22 protein-coding genes are annotated in these 19,511 nt (G+C 67.0%); 10 read left to right on the forward strand and 12 right to left on the reverse strand.

Annotation, left to right across the window (positions count from 1 at the left end):
- Positions 1-4 precede the first annotated feature (4 nt).
- Positions 5-544, reverse strand: coding sequence for a DUF6264 family protein (locus HGK58_RS13235; RefSeq protein WP_168628078.1), 540 nt, complete (start codon positions 542-544; stop codon positions 5-7).
- Complete coding sequence (locus HGK58_RS13240) at positions 541-1,581, reverse strand: 4-hydroxy-3-methylbut-2-enyl diphosphate reductase (RefSeq protein ID WP_168628165.1); 1,041 nt, start codon at positions 1,579-1,581, stop codon at positions 541-543. Before HGK58_RS13240 ends, HGK58_RS13235 begins: the two co-directional genes overlap by 4 nt.
- Before the next feature lie 523 nt (positions 1,582-2,104).
- Here HGK58_RS13240 and xseA point away from each other — a divergent pair.
- Genes xseA through HGK58_RS13265 form a run of 5 tightly spaced genes read left to right on the forward strand, consistent with a single transcriptional unit; the run spans position 2,105 to position 6,309 of the window.
- Positions 2,105-3,382, forward strand: a complete 1,278-nt coding sequence (xseA, locus tag HGK58_RS13245) for an exodeoxyribonuclease VII large subunit (protein ID WP_168628079.1) — start codon at positions 2,105-2,107, stop codon at positions 3,380-3,382.
- 10 nt (positions 3,383-3,392) lie between these two features.
- On the forward strand, positions 3,393-3,617 hold the full coding sequence (locus HGK58_RS13250) for an exodeoxyribonuclease VII small subunit (RefSeq protein ID WP_193508984.1): 225 nt from the start codon (positions 3,393-3,395) through the stop codon (positions 3,615-3,617).
- Positions 3,614-4,249 carry a DUF4245 domain-containing protein gene (locus HGK58_RS13255; protein WP_168628081.1) on the forward strand — a complete coding sequence of 212 codons (636 nt, stop codon included), beginning with the start codon at positions 3,614-3,616 and terminating at the stop codon, positions 4,247-4,249. The genes HGK58_RS13250 and HGK58_RS13255 overlap by 4 nt, the downstream gene beginning before the upstream one ends.
- Positions 4,249-4,893: a carbonic anhydrase gene (locus HGK58_RS13260; protein WP_168628082.1), complete on the forward strand. Its 645-nt coding sequence runs from the start codon at positions 4,249-4,251 to the stop codon at positions 4,891-4,893. The genes HGK58_RS13255 and HGK58_RS13260 overlap by 1 nt, the downstream gene beginning before the upstream one ends.
- 9 nt (positions 4,894-4,902) lie before the next feature.
- Positions 4,903-6,309, forward strand: coding sequence for a class II fumarate hydratase (locus tag HGK58_RS13265; protein WP_168628083.1), 1,407 nt, complete (start codon positions 4,903-4,905; stop codon positions 6,307-6,309).
- Positions 6,310-6,509: 200 nt separating this feature from the next.
- On the opposite strand, the gene HGK58_RS13270 is transcribed toward HGK58_RS13265, so the two are convergent.
- From HGK58_RS13270 to HGK58_RS13285, 4 genes are all read right to left on the reverse strand, one after another.
- Positions 6,510-7,280 carry a hypothetical protein gene (locus HGK58_RS13270; protein ID WP_168628084.1) on the reverse strand — a complete coding sequence of 257 codons (771 nt, stop codon included), beginning with the start codon at positions 7,278-7,280 and terminating at the stop codon, positions 6,510-6,512.
- 38 nt (positions 7,281-7,318) lie between these two features.
- On the reverse strand, positions 7,319-8,650 hold the full coding sequence (locus HGK58_RS13275; protein ID WP_227411771.1) for a PhoH family protein: 1,332 nt from the start codon (positions 8,648-8,650) through the stop codon (positions 7,319-7,321).
- A 195-nt stretch (positions 8,651-8,845) separates the two neighbouring features.
- Positions 8,846-9,979, reverse strand: coding sequence for an aminotransferase class V-fold PLP-dependent enzyme (locus tag HGK58_RS13280; RefSeq protein WP_168628085.1), 1,134 nt, complete (start codon positions 9,977-9,979; stop codon positions 8,846-8,848).
- Between the two features lie 15 nt (positions 9,980-9,994).
- Positions 9,995-10,780, reverse strand: coding sequence for an isoprenyl transferase (locus tag HGK58_RS13285; RefSeq protein ID WP_168628086.1), 786 nt, complete (start codon positions 10,778-10,780; stop codon positions 9,995-9,997).
- Between the two features lie 75 nt (positions 10,781-10,855).
- Between HGK58_RS13285 and HGK58_RS13290 the strand changes: the two genes are divergently transcribed.
- Positions 10,856-11,590, forward strand: a complete 735-nt coding sequence (locus tag HGK58_RS13290) for a hemolysin III family protein (RefSeq protein WP_168628087.1) — start codon at positions 10,856-10,858, stop codon at positions 11,588-11,590.
- On the opposite strand, the gene HGK58_RS13295 is transcribed toward HGK58_RS13290, so the two are convergent.
- Together HGK58_RS13295 and mca are read right to left on the reverse strand one after the other, a co-directional pair.
- Complete coding sequence (locus tag HGK58_RS13295) at positions 11,571-11,867, reverse strand: hypothetical protein (protein WP_168628088.1); 297 nt, start codon at positions 11,865-11,867, stop codon at positions 11,571-11,573. The two genes, HGK58_RS13290 and HGK58_RS13295, sit on opposite strands and share 20 nt — an antisense overlap.
- Positions 11,864-12,778: a mycothiol conjugate amidase Mca gene (gene mca, locus HGK58_RS13300; RefSeq protein WP_349236225.1), complete on the reverse strand. Its 915-nt coding sequence runs from the start codon at positions 12,776-12,778 to the stop codon at positions 11,864-11,866. Before mca ends, HGK58_RS13295 begins: the two co-directional genes overlap by 4 nt.
- An 89-nt stretch (positions 12,779-12,867) precedes the next feature.
- On the opposite strand from mca, the gene HGK58_RS13305 reads away from it, so the two are divergent.
- The gene (locus HGK58_RS13305; RefSeq protein ID WP_168628089.1) at positions 12,868-13,266 is read left to right on the forward strand and encodes a DUF4307 domain-containing protein; all 399 of its coding nucleotides are present in this window, start codon (positions 12,868-12,870) and stop codon (positions 13,264-13,266) included.
- A gap of 80 nt (positions 13,267-13,346) precedes the next feature.
- Positions 13,347-13,832, forward strand: a complete 486-nt coding sequence (greA, locus tag HGK58_RS13310; protein ID WP_168628090.1) for a transcription elongation factor GreA — start codon at positions 13,347-13,349, stop codon at positions 13,830-13,832.
- Between the two features lie 16 nt (positions 13,833-13,848).
- On the opposite strand, the gene ilvA is transcribed toward greA, so the two are convergent.
- The gene (gene ilvA, locus HGK58_RS13315) at positions 13,849-15,081 is read right to left on the reverse strand and encodes a threonine ammonia-lyase (protein WP_193508994.1); all 1,233 of its coding nucleotides are present in this window, start codon (positions 15,079-15,081) and stop codon (positions 13,849-13,851) included.
- Positions 15,078-16,223: an AI-2E family transporter gene (locus tag HGK58_RS13320; RefSeq protein WP_168628092.1), complete on the reverse strand. Its 1,146-nt coding sequence runs from the start codon at positions 16,221-16,223 to the stop codon at positions 15,078-15,080. The genes ilvA and HGK58_RS13320 overlap by 4 nt, the downstream gene beginning before the upstream one ends.
- Before the next feature lie 125 nt (positions 16,224-16,348).
- On the opposite strand from HGK58_RS13320, the gene HGK58_RS13325 reads away from it, so the two are divergent.
- Both HGK58_RS13325 and HGK58_RS13330 read left to right on the forward strand, forming a co-directional pair.
- The gene (locus HGK58_RS13325) at positions 16,349-17,563 is read left to right on the forward strand and encodes a crosslink repair DNA glycosylase YcaQ family protein (RefSeq protein WP_168628093.1); all 1,215 of its coding nucleotides are present in this window, start codon (positions 16,349-16,351) and stop codon (positions 17,561-17,563) included.
- Positions 17,564-17,570: 7 nt separating this feature from the next.
- Complete coding sequence (locus HGK58_RS13330) at positions 17,571-17,831, forward strand: thioredoxin family protein (protein ID WP_168628094.1); 261 nt, start codon at positions 17,571-17,573, stop codon at positions 17,829-17,831.
- Here the strand turns inward: HGK58_RS13330 and HGK58_RS13335 are convergent.
- Together HGK58_RS13335 and HGK58_RS13340 are read right to left on the reverse strand one after the other, a co-directional pair.
- Positions 17,828-18,718, reverse strand: a complete 891-nt coding sequence (locus HGK58_RS13335; protein WP_168628095.1) for a M48 family metallopeptidase — start codon at positions 18,716-18,718, stop codon at positions 17,828-17,830. The genes HGK58_RS13330 and HGK58_RS13335 overlap by 4 nt on opposite strands.
- A gap of 110 nt (positions 18,719-18,828) precedes the next feature.
- Positions 18,829-19,395, reverse strand: coding sequence for a LemA family protein (locus HGK58_RS13340; RefSeq protein ID WP_168628096.1), 567 nt, complete (start codon positions 19,393-19,395; stop codon positions 18,829-18,831).
- Positions 19,396-19,511 lie beyond the last annotated feature (116 nt).

The raw sequence follows: 19,511 nt of genomic DNA on the forward strand, positions 1-19,511 counted from the left end.
ACGGCTAGCCCGGTACGGCGGCCGACGTGATGTAGTCGATGAACGCCGGATCGCCGAGGAGCAGCACCGAGATGACGATGGAGACCGCCACGATCCCCACCACCGCACCGACAAGCGGAACCCACCAGGACTGCTTGCCCCGCATGAGCAGCCTCACCGCGAAGTAGGCGGTCGCCGCCCAGATGAGGCCGTGCAGCACCAGCGCAACGACGCCGAGCACCGCGGTCAGCTCGGTCGGCTTGTAGTCGCCGATGCCCTGCTGCGTGTACAGAGTCTGCACGGTGTCGCCGAGCGCGAGATAGCCGGGCGCCGACTGGAACACGCTGATCACGCCGACCGCGAGCAGCATGACAGTGAAGAAGCGGTTGGCCAGCCCTGCCCCAGTGGTCTCCGGCAGCACGGGGCGGGTCATCGGCAACTTCGCCTCGTGCACCTCCTGAGTGGCGGGCTCCGGCATCCGGCCCCCGGATGCGCGAATGGCGGCCTGCTGCTCAGCCGGGGTCGCGTACTCCCCGAACTCGGGACGCTGCCTATCGGTGCTCATTTCTGCCAGTCGAGACGGCGCGTGCGCCCGCCGAGGGCGCGCTCGTCCTGCTTGCCGTTCAGGTCCTTGCGGAGTTCCTTGGGCAGGGAGAACATCAGGTCCTCCTCTGCGGTGACGACCTCGGCGACGTCGTTGTAGCCCGCGTCGGACAGCTGGTCGAGCACCTCGCGCACGAGGACTTCCGGAACGGATGCGCCGGAGCTGACCCCGATCGTGCGCGCGCCGTCCAGCCAGTCCTGCTGGATCTCATCCGCGTAGTCGACGCGGTACGCGGCCTTGGCGCCGTACTCGAGCGCGACTTCGACGAGCCGCACCGAGTTCGACGAGTTGGAGGAACCGACGACGATGACGACATCCGATTCCGCCGCGACCTTCTTGATCGCCACCTGGCGGTTCTGGGTCGCGTAGCAGATGTCGTCGCTGGGCGGGTCCTGCAGGTTGGGGAAGCGCTCCCGCAGCCGGCGCACCGTCTCCATCGTCTCGTCCACGCTCAGGGTCGTCTGCGAAAGCCAGACGACGTGGTCAGGGTTGTCGACTTCGACGGTGTCGACATCTTCCGGTCCGTTGACGAGGATGGTGCGCTCGGGCGCGTGACCCATGGTGCCCTCGACCTCTTCGTGGCCGGCGTGTCCGATGAGGAGGATCTGGTAGTCGTCGCGCGCGAAGCGCACCGCCTCACGGTGCACCTTGGTGACGAGCGGGCAGGTCGCGTCGATCGCCTGCAGGTTGCGCTCCTGCGCTCCGGCTACCACGGCCGGGGAGACCCCGTGCGCGGAGAACACCACGTGCGAGCCCTCGGGGACCTGGTCCACCTCGTCGACGAAGATCGCCCCTTGCCGCTCGAGCGTGGAGACGACGTGGACGTTGTGGACGATCTGCTTGCGGACGTACACCGGAGCGCCGTAGTGCTCCAGCGCCTTCTCTACGGCAACGACGGCACGATCAACCCCGGCGCAGTAGCCGCGCGGGGCGGCGAGCAGCACCTTTTTGGGTCCGTCGACCGCGACATTGGCCAGTCGGCCACGTTGGATCGGCATCCGCGGGGTCTGAAGAGTGACCGCGCCGTTCGTGATTGTCACGCCTCCAGTCTAGGTCGAGGCGGTTGGCGGGTCGCTGGGTGCCGGATCCGGGTGGCGGGTGCTCGTCGGGACCTGGTGCACCGTTTCGGACTTCCGCGCCCAGGTGACCGTGCCGCGCCTGTTCCGGACAACCGCGCCCGGTGCGCAGGGCGCGGATGTCCGGAGCGGGCGCGAACGGCAGAAGTGCGTACGCCCGGGACTGAGTGGCAGCCATCCGCGCGCCGGCTTGTTGACCGCGCGCCACTTCAAATGGGTGCGCGGTCAGCAATCGGCGGCGCAGTCGGCCCATTTTCGGTGGTCGAGCCTGTCGAGACCTTCGAACCCATGTTGTGCAGGACATCCGGTCGCTAAGCGCCCGGATGCCCGACAACTTGCCACCGGGCGGCACTATCTCCTGCACATCAGGGGATGTCCTACATAGCAGGGGCACGGGCTGGGGACGGTGACCGGATGCGTCGGTGGGATCCCCTAGCCTGAATTCATGACCGATGCGACCCAGGCCGGCCAGCCCTCCCAGGTGCACGGTCCGGCGACGGTCGACGCCCCCTGGCCCGTTGCCCTGCTGTCAAGCAAGATCAAGGGCTGGATCGACCGCCTCGGCACCGTCTGGGTCGAGGGCGAGCTCACCCAGTGGGGCGTGTCGGGCGGCAACGTCTACGGCAAGCTCAAGGACCTCACCGCCGACGCGACCATCAGCTTCACGATCTGGTCCTCGGTGAAGGCGAAGATCCCTGCCGACCTCGCTCAGGGCGACCGCGTGATCGCCCTGGTCAAGCCGAATTACTGGGTCAAGGGCGGCACCCTGACCATGCAGGTCTTCGACATGCGCCACGTCGGACTCGGCGACCTGCTCGAGCGGCTCGAGCGGCTCCGGCAGACGCTCAAGGCGGAGGGGCTGTTCGACGCCGACCGCAAGAAGCCCCTCCCGTTCCTGCCCGGCGTGATCGGCCTCATCACCGGCAAGGACTCCGACGCCGAGAAGGACGTCCTGCGCAACGCGCAGCTGCGCTGGCCGTCGGTTGCCTTCCGCGTCGTACACACCGCGGTCCAGGGCGACCGCGCCGCCGCCGAGGTGACGAGCGCCATCCGCAGGCTGGACGCTGACCCCGATGTCGACGTCATCATCGTCGCGCGCGGTGGAGGCGACTTCCAGAACCTGCTCGTCTTCAGCGACGAGAAGGTCGTGCGCACCGCAGCCGCAGCGAACACCCCCATCGTGAGCGCGATCGGCCACGAGGCTGACCGCCCGCTGCTCGACGACGTCGCCGATCTGCGGGCATCCACGCCGACGGATGCGGCCAAGCGAGTCGTGCCGGATGTCGCCGAAGAGCTCAACCGCGTGCAGCAAGCGCGCGCACGCGTACTCATGCGCGTCACCAACACCGTCAACCACGAGATCGACCGCCTCTCCCAATTGCGCTCGCGCCCGGTGCTGGCCTCGACCAGTTGGCTCATCGACACCCGCGCGGACGAGATCACCCGCTGGGTGGCACGCGGAGCGGAACTGACCGACCGCCTGCTCGAACGCTCCTGGCTGCAGGTCGCCGAACTGGTGTCGGGCTTGCGCGCCCTCTCCCCCCAGCGCACCCTGGACCGCGGCTACGCGATCGCGCAACTGCCCGACGGTTCCGTGCTCAAGGCGGCAGCCGACGCCCCCACCGGCACAGCACTCCTCCTCACCCTCGCCGACGGCAAGCTGGACACAACTGTCGACGGTGTGCATCCGGGCATTGACGCCGGTGACGGCGACGCTCGGTAGTCTTGATCTCGTGGCGGACACAGCAAACGACGACATCGCGAACCTCAGCTATGAGCAGGCGCGCGACGAGCTGGTGCGAGTCGTCGCCCAGCTCGAGCAGGGCTCGTCGACACTCGAGGAGTCGCTCGCCCTCTGGGAGCGCGGCGAGGCGCTCGCGCGCCGCTGCGAGGAATGGCTCATCGGAGCCAAGGCCCGACTCGACGCCGCACGTGCAGCGGCGGAACCAGGCACATGAGCCGACCGAAGCAACCCCGGATCGTCGCTGAGCTCGGACGCCCGGAGACGCCGGAGGAGGCCGCGGCGCGCAAGGCCGAGTCCTCCCGCGCGCACCGGGAGAGCAAGACCCTGTACGGCCTCATCGGCGCACTGCTCGCGTCGCTGGCGATCGTCATCCTGATCGTGCTGGTCGTGGTTCGTCCCGACCCGGAACCCCGCGAGCCCATCGACTACCAGAGCCTCGCCGCCGAGGCAGAGGCGAGCCTCGGCGCCGACCTCGCCGCCCCTGACCTGCCCGAGGGGTGGACAGCGAACTCCGCCCGCGTCGAGACCGGTGCCGACGACATCGCCAGCTGGTACATCGGCTTCATCACACCGGACAACCAATTCATCGCGGTGCGCCAAGGCGTCGACGCCAATGCGACCTGGCTGGCGAACGCAGTGCAAGAAAATCGCGCAACCGGCGAACGCAGCGTGGCCGGCACCGTCTGGGACGTGTACGACCGCCGCAGCGTCGACCCCACGGGTAACTTCGCGTACTCGATGACCACGACCGAGGGCGACAGCTTCGCTCTGCACGGAACCGCCGACGATGAGGAGTTCGACGTGCTCGCAACCGCAATCGCAGAGCAGCTGGGCTGGAACGACTGATGCCCGATACGTCGCCAGCGAGGGCCTGGCACGAGCTCAAGCAGGGAAACCAGCGCTTCATCAGTGGCAAACCGCGCCATCCGCGGCAGAATGTCGAACGCCGTGGAGAGCTCGTCGGGCGGCAGGAACCGTACGCCGCGTTCTTCGGCTGCAGCGACTCCCGGCTGGCTGCCGAGATCATCTTCGACCTCGGCCTCGGCGACATCTTCGTCGTGCGCAACGCCGGGCAGATCATCTCCGACTCTGTGCTCGGCTCGCTCGAGTACGCGGTCGAGGTGCTCGGAGTGCGCCTCATCGTCGTGCTCGGTCATGACGAATGCGGCGCTGTCCGGGCGGCCATCGACTGCCTTGAACCGGATGCGCGCGACCTGCCCCCGCACATCCGGAACCTGATCGAGCCGATTCTGCCCGCTGTCAACCGGGTGAAGAGCAACGGTGACGGCCGCCCGGATGCCACCGAGGTGGGCCGCGAGCACCTCCGCGACACGGTGGCCGACCTCGTGCGAGGCTCCGAGCTTCTGAGCGATGCAATCGCCGCGGGTACGCTGGCTATCGTGGGCGCGAACTACCGCCTACTCGAAGGCATGGCAGTTCCGGATGTCGTCATCGGCGACATCGGCGAGCCGGCAGCCGATCATCGCTAGCAGCAAAGGATGTTGAAGTCCGTGAGTGACACAGAGTTCCGGATCGAGCATGACACGATGGGTGAGGTGCGCGTCCCGAAGAGCGCCCTCTACGCCGCGCAGACGCAACGCGCTGTCGAGAACTTCCCCATCTCGGGCAAGGGTCTCGAGCCCGCGCAGGTGATCGCGCTCGCGCGGGTGAAGCGGGCGGCCGCGATTGTCAACGGGCAGCTGGGCATCATCGACTCGTCCATCGCTGACGCCATCGTCGCGGCAGCCGACCGCATCATCGCGGGCGAGCACCTTGACCAGTTCCCGATCGACGTCTACCAGACCGGCAGCGGCACCTCCTCCAACATGAACATGAACGAGGTGCTCGCCAACCTCGCATCCGCCTCGCTCGGCAGCACGGTGCACCCGAACGATCACGTGAACGCCTCCCAGTCCTCAAACGACGTGTTCCCCACGTCAGTGCACGTCGCCGTCACCGGCGCGCTGCTCGGGGACCTCATCCCGGCGCTGGAGCACCTTGCCGGCGCGCTCGACGAGAAGGCCGCGCTGTGGGCCGACGCGGTGAAGGCCGGCCGCACCCACCTGATGGACGCCACCCCGGTCACCCTCGGCCAGGAGTTCGCGGGCTACGCACGCCAGATTCGCCTCGGCATCGAGCGGGTCCAGTCCACCATCGGCCGGGTCGCGGAGGTGCCGCTCGGCGGCACCGCGGTCGGCACCGGCATCAACACCCCGAAGGGCTTCCCGCAGAAGGTCATCGCGGTGCTCGCCGACGACAGCGGCCTGCCGATCACCGAGGCACTCGACCACTTCGAGGCGCAGGGCGCCCGCGATGGGCTGGTCGAGGCATCCGGTGCACTCCGCGTTCTCGCCGTCTCGCTCACCAAGATCAACAACGACCTGCGCTGGATGGGCTCGGGCCCGAACACCGGTCTCGCTGAGCTGCACATCCCCGACCTGCAGCCCGGCTCGTCGATCATGCCCGGCAAGGTCAACCCGGTCATTCCGGAGGCTGTGCTCATGGTGTGTGCACGCGTGATCGGGAACGACGCGACGGTTGCCTGGGCGGGCGCGAGCGGCTCCTTCGAGCTGAACGTCGCGATCCCGGTCATGGGAACCGCGCTGCTCGAGTCGATCCGGCTGCTCGCGAACTCGTCGGTGGTGCTCGCCGACAAGACCATCGCCGGCCTCGAGGCGAACCTCGAACGGTCCCGCGCCCTCGCCGAGTCGAGCCCGTCGATCGTCACCCCGCTCAACCGCGTGATCGGCTACGAGGCCGCCGCGAAGGTCGCCAAGAACGCCGTCGCCAAGGGCATCACGGTGCGCGAGTCGGTCATCGAACTCGGCTTCGTGGAGCGCGGCGAGATCAGCATCGAACAGCTCGACTCGCTGCTCGACGTGCTCAGCATGACCCACCCCAACTAGGTCGGTTGTCTTCGCGCGAGGCGCCCGTCAGTCGGTGACGACGGGCGCCTTTCGCATCCCTGTTATGCAGGACATTCGGCGGCTTATGGGCTCGGATGCCTGACAAGACCCCCGCGACGGGCCGAATTTCCTGCACAACAAGGGATGTCCTGCATAACAGGGCGAGGTCTCGACAGGCTCGATCACCGGCGGCTTCACCGTCAGTCGGTGACGACGGGCGCCTTGCGCAGCACCTCACCGTCGATCGCGGTGACAAGGCGACCGTCCAGTTCGTCCGAGAGTTGGATGGGCAGCAGCAGCGGCACCCGATCGCGGGGGTTCGGCTCGCACGCGCCGATGCCATCCGCATTCGGGGTGCCGTCCGGGTTGTCTGGCCGGCCGTAGTAGACGGCTACCTCGACGGAATCGGCATTCTCGACCACCACCGCCTGACGCGGGATGCAGTTCGGGTCGCCCTCGACGAGCACCACCAGGTTCGCGAAGTCGAGGGCTGCGTAGCCCGGCGACGGTTGGCGACCGATGATGCCGCCGGCGGTGTCGCCTTCCGGGAGCTCGAGCGTTGCGAGCGAATAGAGGTACGGCGGTTGCCGCCGTTCGCCGTCGACGCTCTGGTACGCGATCGGCGCGACGTAGACGAGGTCGTTCGAGGCGGCGCCGACCGAGGTGACGACCCGGTTGACGACCAGCGGCTCCTCGCCCCACATGCGTTGCATGGCGGATGGCGGCGGCTCCTCCACCGGCAGCGCGGCCTGATACGACTGCCACGCGACGAATCCGCTGACCGCGAGCACGACAACGCCGACACCGGCGATCGCGCGGTAGACGGCGAACGCTGCCCCGCTCGGCTCGTTGACGTGCGGGTCGCGATAGCTCCAGGCGACCAGCACCCGCCACTGGCCGCGCGGCCAGAACAGCCCCCAGACGAACAGCACCGCGAGGCTGACGAGCAGGACGAGTGGCAGGGCGATCACCACTCGACTTTATTCGCTCCGCGCACCACCCGGCTGACTCAGGCCAGTTCGTTCGATTCGAGCAGCTGCGTCACGAGTGAGGCGATCTCCGAGCGCTCCGAGCGGGTGAGCGTGATGTGCCCGAACAGCGAATGGCCCTTGAGTGTCTCGATGACGGATGCGACACCGTCGTGCCTGCCGACGCGCAGGTTGTCCCGCTGTGCAACGTCGTGTGTGAGCACCACCCGCGAGTTCTGCCCGACACGGCTGAGCACCGTCAGCAGCACGTTGCGCTCAAGCGACTGGGCCTCGTCGACGATCACGAACGCGTCGTGCAGCGAGCGTCCCCGGATGTGCGTGAGCGGCAGCACCTCGAGCAGCCCGCGGTGAAGCACCTCGTCGAGCACGTTCTGGGACACCACAGAGCCCAGTGTGTCGAAAACCGCCTGGGCCCACGGGTTCATCTTCTCGGCGGCGTCGCCTGGCAGGTAGCCGAGCTCCTGCCCGCCAACCGCGTAGAGAGGGCGGAAAACCATGATCTTCCGGTGCTGCTGCCGTTCGAGCACCGCCTCGAGGCCGGCACACAAGGCGAGAGCCGACTTTCCGGTCCCCGCGCGCCCGCCGAGCGAGACGATGCCCAGCTCCGGGTCGAGCAGCAGGTCGATGGCGAGCCGCTGCTCGGCGGACCGACCGTGCAGCCCGAACACATCCCGGTCACCGCGCACCAGCCGGACCGTGCCCTTGCCTCTGACGCGGGCGAGCGCCGAGCCGCGGTCGGAGTGGATGACGAGCCCGGTGTTGACCGGCAGGTCGGCGACCTGCGGCAGCTCGAGAGTCTCGTTGTCGTACAACTCGGAGACCTGTGCGGAGCCGAGATCGATCTCGGCGATCCCGGAGAACCCGGAGTCCACCGCCAACTCGGCCCGGTACTCCTCGGCAGCGAGACCGACCGACGCGGCCTTGACCCGCAGCGGCAGGTCCTTCGAGACCACCGTGACATCGAACCCGTCGTTTGCCAGATTGAGCGCGACCGCCAGGATGCGCGAGTCGTTGTCGCCGAGCTTCAGCCCCGACGGCAGCGCATCCATGCTCGTGTGATTCAGTTCGACCCGCAGTGACCCGCCCTCCCCCACGGTGATCGGGAAGTCGAGTCGTTCGTGGGCAACCCGAAGGTCATCGAGGATGCGGAGTGCCTGGCGCGCGAAGTATCCGATCTCCGGATCGTGTCGCTTGCCCTCGAGTTCCGAGATGACGACGACGGGCAGAACGACCGAATGCTCCGCGAAGCGGAAGATGGCGCGCGGATCGGAGAGCAGCACCGACGTGTCGAGCACATACGTCTTCTCAGCCTGCGGCGTTGTCACCCCCGTCGCCTTGGTCGTGCCGGACAACTTCTTGGGGGTGTTGCTCGAGGCCAATTGCGACTCCGTTCCCGAGCGCTGCACGCTCGGAACTCATCCAACGGCCACTAGCATCGACAAGCGAACTTATGTGGCCGCTTCGACCAGGTGCCCTACCTGATGTCACTGACGCTACGGTGCCGAGCGTTCTGGGCGTCCAGCGACACGCCCGACGAAACCTTCTGTTCAGATCGTGGTCGACGTCGCGAATGCGGCGAGCGCCATCCGGAGCATTCCGAGCGTCTCATCGCTCGTGCTGACGTGGGCACTGAGGCGAACGTGACCGTCGCGGACGGTTGCGCTGAGGCCCTGGTTGAAGAGCGCCGCGGCAAGCGCCGTCAGCTGGTCGGGAGCGGGCTCGAGCACCACGATTCCCGCCCGTTCGCGCCTGTCACGGGGCGACGACACCGGAATGGCGAACTCGTCGGCCACCTCGATCACCCGATCGACCCGCTCAGCGATGCGCTCGTTGACCGTATCGACGCCGACCGCTGCGATCGATTCCAGCGCGGACGCGAACCGCGCTTGGGCTACCGGGCTGCCGCGGGTCACCTGGAACGCGTCGATACCGGATGGCGGTGCCGGGATATCCGGTCCATCCGGGAACTCCTCGCCGACGACGAACCCGGAGAAGACCGGGGTGAGCCGCTCGAGCGCCCGGTCGCTCATCGCCAGAAAGCCGTTGCCCCAGCCGGCGCGCACCCACTTCTGGCCGCCCGACGCGATGACGTCGGCCACTTCGTACGGCGCGTCCACGACGCCGAAACCCTGCACGGCATCCACGATGAGGAGCCGGTCGCCGATGACCTGGCGGATGCCCTCGAGGTCGGCGAGGTAGCCGGTGCGGTAGTCGACCAGGCTCACGGCGACCGCGACAGTCTTCGGGGTGAGTTGCTCCTTCACGATGCCAGCGGTGACCCGGCCGGCGTTCACGTCGTCATCCCATTCGATGAACTGCGGCACCACGACGCCGAGGGCCTCGGATGCGCGGACGGCTGCGAACGTCAGGCTCGGGAACTCGCGGCCGGAGAGCAGCACTCCGCCGGTGAGTCCGAACATCGCATGCATGAGGCCCGTGCTGGTGTTGGGCTGGAAGGTCACCTGCTCGGCGGGGAACCCGGTGAGGGTCGCGACGGCCTCCCGCACGCGAGCGTCCTCATCGAGGAAGCGCTCGATCGAGCCGAAGCGCGCCCGGCGCAGCAGCTCGACGTGCGCCTGCTCCTCCTCGGCGGCGGCGCGTCCCATCGGCCCGACTCGGGCGAAGTCGAGGTAGCCGGGCTCCTCCTCGAACTGATCGGCGTATTCGTCAATCGTGGTCATGGTCGTCTCCTTCGACTACTGGCCGAAGCGGCGGTGCCTGGTTGCGAAATCGCGTAGCGCGCGAAGGAAGTCGACCTCGCGCAGGTCGGGGCCGAGTGCCTCGACGAAGTAGAACTCGCTGTGTGCGCTCTGCCACAGCATGAAGTCGCTGATGCGCTGCTCACCCGACGTGCGGATGACGAGATCCGGATCGGGCTGCCCCCCGGTGTAGAGGTGCTCTCCGATGAGCTCGGGGGTGAGGATCTCCGCGAGCGAGTCGAGGGTGCCGCCCTCCGTCGCCTGCTTGCGCACGATGCTGCGCATGGCATCGGCGATCTCGCGTCGCCCACCGTATGCCACGGCGAGGTTGATGTGCAGCCCGTTCTTGTTCGCGGTGCGCTCCTCGGCGCCCTTCAACGCGGCGACCAGCGCGGGCGGCAACCCTTCGGTGGAGCCGACATGCTGCACCCGCCAGTCCCGGTAGTGCGACAGGTCGTCGGCGAGGTCCGCGATGATCTCGAACAGGTCGTCGAGTTCGTCGCTCGTGCGGCCCTGCAGGTTGTCGGTGGACAGCAGGTAGAGCGTCGCGACCTGGATGCCCAGGTCGTCGCACCAGACGAGGAACTCGCGGAACTTGGCCGCGCCGGCACGGTGACCGTGACCGGCGGTTTCCAGTGCCCGCTGCCTGGCCCAACGACGATTGCCGTCCAGGATCATCGCGACGTGTTTCGGCAACTGCTGGCCAGCGAGCCAGCGCCGGATCCGTCGCTGATAGAGCCCATAGAGGAATCCGGGCCCCCACTGCGCTTCCCGCTTTCGCACGTGCCTACGCTAGTGCACCAATTGCCGCTAGTGACTCTCAGCTTGACGTTATCTCTCGCGCAATAGTCTTTGGCAATGACCGCCGATTCACGCCACCAGGGCACCCAGAACGATCCGGGCGAGGACCTGCCCAACGTTCCGCTGCTTGACGACGCTCGTGATCACCCGGTGGAGATCAAGCCGACCTGGCGCGGGTGGATCCACGCGGCAACCTTCCCGCTGACCATCGTGCTCGGCGTCATCCTGATCGGCATGGCCGACGGTACGGCAGCCAGATGGAGCTCGGCGGTGTTCGTGTTCTCCTCGATGCTGCTCTTCGGCGTCTCTGCGCTGTACCACCGCCTGAACTGGGGCGAGCGGGCGAAGCGTATGCTGAAGCGCTTCGATCACGCCAACATCTTCATCCTCATCGCCGGCTCGTATACGCCCATCAGCGTGCTCGCACTGCCGGAAGAGAAGGCGATGCTGCTGCTCAGCCTCGTCTGGACAGGCGCGCTGCTCGGCATCGTGTTCCGTGTGTTCTGGATCGGCGCCCCGCGCTGGCTCTACGTGCTGCTGTACCTGCTGCTCGGCTGGGCTGCGGTGATGTTCATCGCCGATTTCTTCGCCGCCAACTGGGTGATGATGACGCTCATCATCATTGGTGGCATCTGCTATTCAGCCGGCGCGGTCGTCTACGGGATGAAGAAGCCCAACCCGTTCCCGGGTAAGTTCGGCTTCCACGAGATCTTCCACACGCTGACCCTGCTGGCGTTCCTCTGCCACTGGACCGGCATTTTCCTGGTGGCGGTCAACCCGCCCGTGGTGTGACGTCGGGGTCCACCGGCTCATCGGGCGCTCCGCCGTCGGGGCCGCCGTCCGGGTGCTCCCCCGTCTCGGCGGCGAGCCGCTCGGCCTCGAGTTTCTCCTTGACCTCGCCCCGATAGCGGGTCCGGCGCATCCGGCGTGTCATGTCCAGGATGAGCAGGACGGTCGCGGCCGCGACAAGGAAGGTGATGGCGAAGCCGATCCAGGTCGGTGTCACATCGTTCGGGTCGAATTCCTCGGATGCGAGGAGGACGAGCCCTAGCTGCTGGATGACGGTCATGGGTGCTCCGAGTTCAGTGGGATGCCGGCAAAGAAGTCGTCTTCGGGGAGGTCGGAGAGCACGAGACTGCGCACCAACTGGAAGTCCTCGTACGGCCAGGCGTCCGCCTGCACGTCGTTGGGCCAGAAGAAGAAGGTGCTGTCCGGCGCCACCTGGCTCGCGTGCGCGCGCAGTGCCTGGTCGCGGCGCTCGAAGTAGTCTCCGCAGTGGATGTGGGTCGTCGCCAGGTCAGGTCGATCTCCGACCCGCTCGAGGTAGCCCTTCAGCTCCTCCACCTTGGGCGATTCCGGGTCGCGTCGCTCGATTTCGGCGAGGATGGCGCGGAAGCGTGAGGCGTTGAAGATGCGGTCGTAGTACAGCTTCGAGACCTGCCACGGTTCGCCGGCATCCGGGTACTGCGCCGGGTCGGCGGCGGCTTCGAGCGCGAAGACACCCACCTGGTGGGTGCGGATGTGGTCCGGATGCGGGTATCCGCCGTTCTCGTCGTAGGTGACCAGAACCTGCGGCCGGAACTCACGGATGATGCGCACCAGCGGCTCGGCGGAGATCTCGATCGGGATGGACGCGAAACTGTCCGGGCGGATGATGCCGTCCTCGGGCATTCCGGAGTCGGTGTAGCCGAGCCAGCGATGATCGAAGCCGACAACGTCCCTGGCGCGCTGCAGTTCGTGCCGGCGCAGGCCAGCCATGTCGCGCTGCGCCATCCGGAAATCGGACGGGTGGGAGTGTTCGAGCCCGGCGTTGAGGATGTCGCCGGCCTCGCCGCCGGTGGCGCTCACCACCAGCACATGCACACCGTCGTCGGTCAGCCGCGAGTACGTGGCCGCGCCCTTGCTGGACTCGTCATCCGGGTGGGCATGGAAGGCAAGCAAGCGACGGTCGGCCGGTCGGCCGGTCTCGCTGGGTGTCACGCCGCTCCTTACAAATACGCCTAGCCTTGAAGGGTCCGGATCCGCACCGGCATCCGGGACAGTTCAACCCTAATCGGCATGGGAGACATGTGACCGACACCACGATCGAGGAGCGCTACGGGCGCACACCGGGGCGCGCTCGACGCGAGCGCCTCATCCTCATCGTCGCCGGGGTCTTCTTCGGCCTGGTCGTCGGCGCGTGGGTCATCTGGGCGGGACTCGACAGCGTCTCCGGCGGGCTGGACACACGCGATCTCGGGCACAAGGTGAACGACGAGTTCAGCGTGGACGTGCAGTACGAGGTGACGGTGCCGCAGGGAACCGAGGTCAGCTGCGCGCTGCAGGCGCAGAACGACAAGCACGCGATCGTCGGCTGGAAGATCGTCGAGCTGCCGGCATCCGACTCCTACACACGCCGCTTCACCGAGGAGGTTCGCACGAGCGAGCTGGCTGTCACAGGCTTGATCTACCGTTGCTGGCTAACATAAGATAGTCCGAATCGCTAGAGAGACCGGTCGTGTGGCCGGTCTCATTTCTTTGACAGCGACGAAAGCACGAGGAGAGCACTATGGCTGACGACACTGCCGTCACCTGGCTGACCCAGGAGGCGTACGACCGTCTCACCAACGAACTTGAGTACCTGAGCGGCAAGGGCCGCGACGACATCGCGAAGCGTATCGAGGCAGCGCGCGACGAGGGCGACCTGAAGGAGAACGGCGGCTACCACGCCGCCAAGGAAGAGCAGGGCAAGATCGAGGCCCGCATCCGCCAACTGACGGTGCTCCTGCGCACCGCCAGCGTCGGCACACCCCCGGATGACGGTGTCGTCGAGCCGGGCATGATCATCACCGCGAAGATCGCCGGCGACGATTCCACGTTCCTGATCGGCAATCGAGAGATCGCCGGAGACTCCGACCTCGACGTCTACAGCGAGCAGAGCCCGCTTGGTGCCGCCATCATCGGCCACAAGCAGGGCGAGACTGTCACCTACACCGCGCCGAACGGCCGGGAGATCACGGTCGAGCTGCTCACGGTGAAGACCTACTCCTTCTGAACCGCATCGAGTCGAGTCAGAAGTCGACGCGCGGGTCGTAACCGGCCGACCGCAGCTTGTCCAACACCTGCTGGACATGCTCGGGGCCGCGGGTCTCGAGGCTGACCTCGAGTTCGACGTCGTTCAGCAGCGCGCCCTTGCCGTGCCGGGTGTGCATGACCTCGACGACGTTGGCGCTGACATCCGAGATCAACTCCGCGACGCGCGCGAGCTGGCCTGGTCGATCCGGCAGCATGATGCGCAGCTTGAGGTAGCGATCGGATGCGGCGAGACCCTGTGAGATGACGCGCTCCATCACGAGCGGGTCGATGTTGCCGCCGGACAGCAGCGCCACGGTTGTGCCGAGGTTCTTCACCGCCCCGGTGAGGATGGCCGCGACGGCGACAGCGCCGGCCGGCTCCACTACGAGCTTGGCGCGCTCGATCAGCACGAGCAACGCCCGGGCGGTGTCATCGTCGCTGACGGTGACGACCTCGTCGACCAGGGAACGCACGAGCTCGAAGTTCAGCTTGCCGGGCTTGCTGACCGCGATGCCGTCGGCGATGGTCGGCGCGATCGGCACCTCGAGCGGCTTACCCTCCGCCAGCGATGGCGGATAGGCCGCGGCGTTCTGCGCCTGCACGCCGATCACGCGGATCGCCCGCCCCTGAGCCCGGGCCCGCTCCTTCATCGCGACCGCGATGCCGGAGATCACCCCGCCACCGCCGATCGGGACGATCACCGAGTCGAGGTTCGGCACCTGGTCGAGCATCTCGAGGCCGAGAGTGCCCTGCCCGACGATGACGTCCTCATGGTCGAAGGGGTGGATCAGCACCGCACCGGTGCTCTGGGCGAATTCGGCGGCGGCGCGCAACGGCTCGTCGACGGTGTGCCCGCGAAGGATGACCTCCGCCCCGTACCCGCGCGTCGCCTGAAGCTTCGGCAGGGCAACGCCGACCGGCATGAAGATCGTCGCGCGGATGCCCAGCTCGCGAGCGGCGAACGCGACGCCCTGCGCGTGGTTCCCGGCGGATGCTGCCACCACGCCTCGCGCGCGTTCCTCTTCCGTCAGCCGGGACAGCCGATAGTAGGCGCCGCGGATCTTGTACGAACCGGTGCGCTGCAGGTTCTCGCACTTGAGGTACACGGGCGAACCGAGCACCTCGGCCAGGTAGTGGGAACTCTCCATCGGCGTGACCTGCGCCACGCTCGACACGATTTCGCGCGCCTCCTCGATCCGGATGAGAGAAGGCGCGTTGTCAGTGATCACCGTGGGATGTCCTCGAGTTGTGGGTTGTTGTCTGTTCGCCATCGGCCGCTCGCGACGTACAGGATCATCGCGTTGGCGGTCGCCACGATCGGCACCGCGAACAGCGCGCCGGGGATGCCCGCGACGTAGCTGCCGGCGGCGACCGCCAGGACCACTCCGAGCGGATGCACCTTCACCGCGTTGCCCATGATCAGCGGCTGCAGCACATGGCTTTCGAGTTGCTGCACGGCTATCACGATCGCGAGCATGATGAGCGCGATCACGATGTCCTTGTAGACCAGCGCGATGAACACCGCGAGCGCACCCGTGACGACCGCACCGACGATCGGGATGAAGGAGCCGAGGAACACCGCGATCGCGATGGGCACCGCGAGTGGCAGGCCAAGGAAGAATGCCCCGAGCCCGATGCCGATGGCGTCGATCGCGGCGACGAAGATCTGCACCCGCGCGAAGTTGCTCAGGGTGACCCACCCGACCGCACCTGCCCCGTCGACCGCCAGGCGCGCCCGGCGCGGGAACAGCCGGACGACCCAGTGCCAGATGTTGCGGCCGTCGATCAGGATCAGCAGCGACGCGAACAGGGTGATCAGGAGACCGGCAACCAGGTGTCCAGCGGTGGAACCGACCGAGAGCACGCCGCTGACCCAGACGCTCGCATCTCGCTGGATCGTATCGACGAAGCCCTCGCCGAACTCCGAGAGTTGCTCCTCGGTGATGTGCAACGGCGACTCGAGCAGGACGTCCTTGAGCCGCTCCCATGCGACGAGGGACTGCGCCTGAAGATCCGGCCAGCCGGCTCGGATCTGGGTGACGATGAGGAAAATGAGCGCGGTGATGACGCCGACGGCGGTAAGCGCGGCCGTCATCACCGCAAGCCATTTCGGCCATCCCTGCCGTTGCAGCCACCCGGCGAACGGCACGAGCAGCGAGGAGACCAGCACCGCGATCATCAGCGGCACGACGATCACACGCAGCTGGATCACGAGGAAGACCAGCAGCGCGGCCACTCCGGCCATGAGCAGAATGCGCCATGACCATGCGCCCGCGATCTGCACGCCGACAGGGACGGCGTCTTCCACGATCCGGCGCCGTGACAGCGGCACCTGCGGCCGTGCCGGACGGGATCGTTTGCCGAAAATCACCGTCTCAGTCTAAATGGGACGATTCCGCCTCCGACGCTATATTCCGGTAACGGAATGCAGACCGGCCTTGTGCGCCGCCAGACTCTGTTGCGGCAGCGTCGGAGGCTCCGACTAGGGTCGATTCTGTGGTGGACTCCCTCTCGCTCGCGCAAGCGCGCCGTGTCGCGCTGGCTGCGCAGGGCTTCGGAAGGCAGCCGTCAGGCGGCGCCGGAACCCGGCAGCTGGCAGCCGGTATCCGGAAGCTCGGGCTGTTGCAACTCGATTCGGTGAACGTGTTCGAGCGCAGCCACTACCTGCCGCTCTATGCTCGGCTCGGCCCGTACGACCGGGCAGCCCTCGACCGGCTCACCTTCGCCCGAGGGGCATCGCACACCGAGTACTGGGCGCACCAGGCCGCCATCATCCCGGTCGACACCAGACCGCTGTGGCGGTGGCGGATGGACCGGATGCGCGAGCGCGAGGGTGTGCAGTGGATCGCGGGGCACACCGGATTGCGGGACTGGCTGCTCGCGGAGCTGCGCGACAACGGGCCGATGCGCGCGAGCGACATCGAACACGACTCGAACAAGCGCAGCGGTCCATGGTGGGGCTGGTCCGACGTGAAGCAACTGCTGGAACTGATGTTCCTCTACGGCGATGTCGTCACGGCCGGGCGTACCAGATTCGAGCGCACCTACGCGCTGCCGGAGCAGGTGCTGTCCGGCGACGTGCTGGAGAGGACCGTGCCGCGCGAGGAGGCGCAGCGGATGCTCGTCGAGCACGCGACCCGCGCCCACGGCATCGCGACCACCCGCGACGTCGCGGACTACTACCGCATGCGGAACGACGAGACTCTGGCGGCCCTGCGCGCGCTAGAGGACGACGGCATCATCAGCCATGTCCGCGTCGACGGCTGGAAGGCACCGGCGTGGCTGCATCGTGACGCGCGCATCCCACGCCGCATCGAGGCGACCGCGATGCTCTCACCGTTCGACCCCGTGGTGTGGGAGCGCGCACGCACCGAGCGGCTGTTCGGCTTCCACTACCGGATCGAGATCTACACACCGGCGCCGAAACGCATCTTCGGCTACTACAGCCTGCCGATCCTCATCGACGAGGAGATCGTCGGACGGATCGACCTGAAGAGCGACCGGCAGGCGGGCGCGCTGCGGGTGCAGTCGGCGTGGCACGAGCCGGATGCCGACCCGGGCGCCGTGGCCGACCGCCTCGCTCCCCTGCTTACGACGACCGCCGAGTGGCAGGGACTGGAGCGTGTCGAGTTCGCGGGCGCCGGGAACCTCTCATCCGCTCTTGCGCAGCTCTTCCCGGCTTCGGAATCCTCGAAGCTCGCTGCGCGTTAATGCCATCATGCGAGTCCAGCTCTTCACGTCGTCATTCTGCGGTGCCTGCACCGCGACCCGCGAGGTGCTGACGCAGGCGGGAACGTGGGTGCCGTCTGCCGAGATCCAGGAATTGAACGTCGCGCAGGCCCCCAAGGACGCCGAGGCGGCCGACATCCGGAGCACGCCGACCGTGATCATCAGCACCGACGACGGCGCTGAGGTGTTCCGCTCCGAGGGCGTGCCGACGCTTCCGCAGGCCCTCGCTGCGATGGCCCGCGCGCTCTAGAACTTCGTCGCGTTGTCGAGCAGTCGACGGATGCGGTCCTGCACCGGAGGGTGAGTCGAGAACATCCGGTCGATGACGCCGGGCTTGATCGGGTCGTTGAACCACATATGCGCCATGGTCGAGTTCTGCCGCTTCATCGGACGACCGGCCTGGCTGATCTTGTGCAGCGCGCTGGCCAGGGCCTCCGGGTGCCTGGTGGTGAGGGCACCGGTGGCGTCGGCGAGGTACTCGCGCTGACGTGAGACGCCGGCCTGGACGAGCCCAGCGACCAGCGGCGCGATGATCATCGCGGCGAGACCAAGGATGAGCAGGATCGGGTTTCCGCTGTTGTTGTTGCGGTTGCCGCCCGAGAACCAGGTCATCCGCAGCAGGATGTCGCTGATGAAGCCGATGGCCACCACGAGCCCGAACACGATCATGGTGACCCGGATGTCGTAGTTCTTGACGTGGCCCATCTCATGGGCCATCACGCCCTCGAGCTCGGAATCGCTCAGCAGTTCGAGCAGGCCGGTGGTCGCCGCGACCGAAGCGTGCTCCGGGTCACGTCCGGTGGCGAACGCGTTCGGCGCCGGATCGTTGACGATGTACACCTTCGGCATCGGCATGCCATTGGTGATCGCGAGGTTCTCCACCGTGCGATACAGCCGCGGGTCGTCCTGCTTCTGGATCTGCCGCCCGCCGGCGATCGCAAGCGCCTGGCTGCTCGCCGCGAAGTACTGGATCACGACATAGATGAGCGCGCCGATGATCGTGCCGATGAGGATCGACCAATTGCCCGTGCCGGCCCACATGTAGTTGGCAATCAACCCGAGCCCGCCGATGATGAGCAGGAACACCAGAATGATCAGCACAGTGTTGCGCTTGTTGCGCGCTATAGCGCTGTACATGTCACCCTGTCTGTCGTGTGTGTAGTGGAGAGGATCTCGATGCGCGCCTGGCGGCGCTTCCTCGATCTTGAACTTACGGTTGAGGCTTCTACGAAGCGTCAACCTTCAGTTCAAAACTGCACGCGTGGCGGCTCGGCGATCGCTGCCGGCTCCGAGACCTCGAAGAACTCGCGCTCGTGGAAGCCGAGACCACGCACGAACAGGGTGTTCGGGAAGACCTTGATCTTGGTGTTCAGCTCGCGCACACCACCGTTATAGAAACGGCGGCTGGCCTGGATCTTGTCCTCGGTGTCGACCAGCTCGCCCTGCAGCTGCAGGTAGTTCTGGCTGGCCTGCAGCTGCGGGTACGCCTCGGCGACCGCGAAGATGCTCTTCAGCGCCTGCTGCATGTGGTTCTCCGCGGCGGATGCCTCTCCCGGCGTCTGTGCCGTGAGGGTCTCGGCGCGCGCCTTCGTGACGTTCTCGAAGACGGACTTCTCGTGCGCTGCGTAGCCCTTGACCGTTTCGATCAGGTTCGGGATGAGGTCGGCACGCCGTTTCAGCTGAACGGTGATGTCACTCCACGCCTCGTCAACGCGAACGTTCAGCTTCACCAGGCCGTTGTAGGTGGCCCACAGGTAGATGCCGACGATCACGGCGAGGGCAACGACGATGCCGACGACGATGAGTATTTCCATGGTCTTGAAGTCTCCTCTTGGCTGCGGGTGCCGCAGCGAACACCCCTCGTGGGCTACTCAACTATATCGAGCGCGGGCTGTGCGGCCGCCGAATCCCGCCTGCGTCAGGCCAACAC

Origin of the sequence: Cryobacterium sp. BB307, assembly GCF_012274275.1 — a bacterium.
GTDB lineage: Bacteria > Actinomycetota > Actinomycetes > Actinomycetales > Microbacteriaceae > Terrimesophilobacter.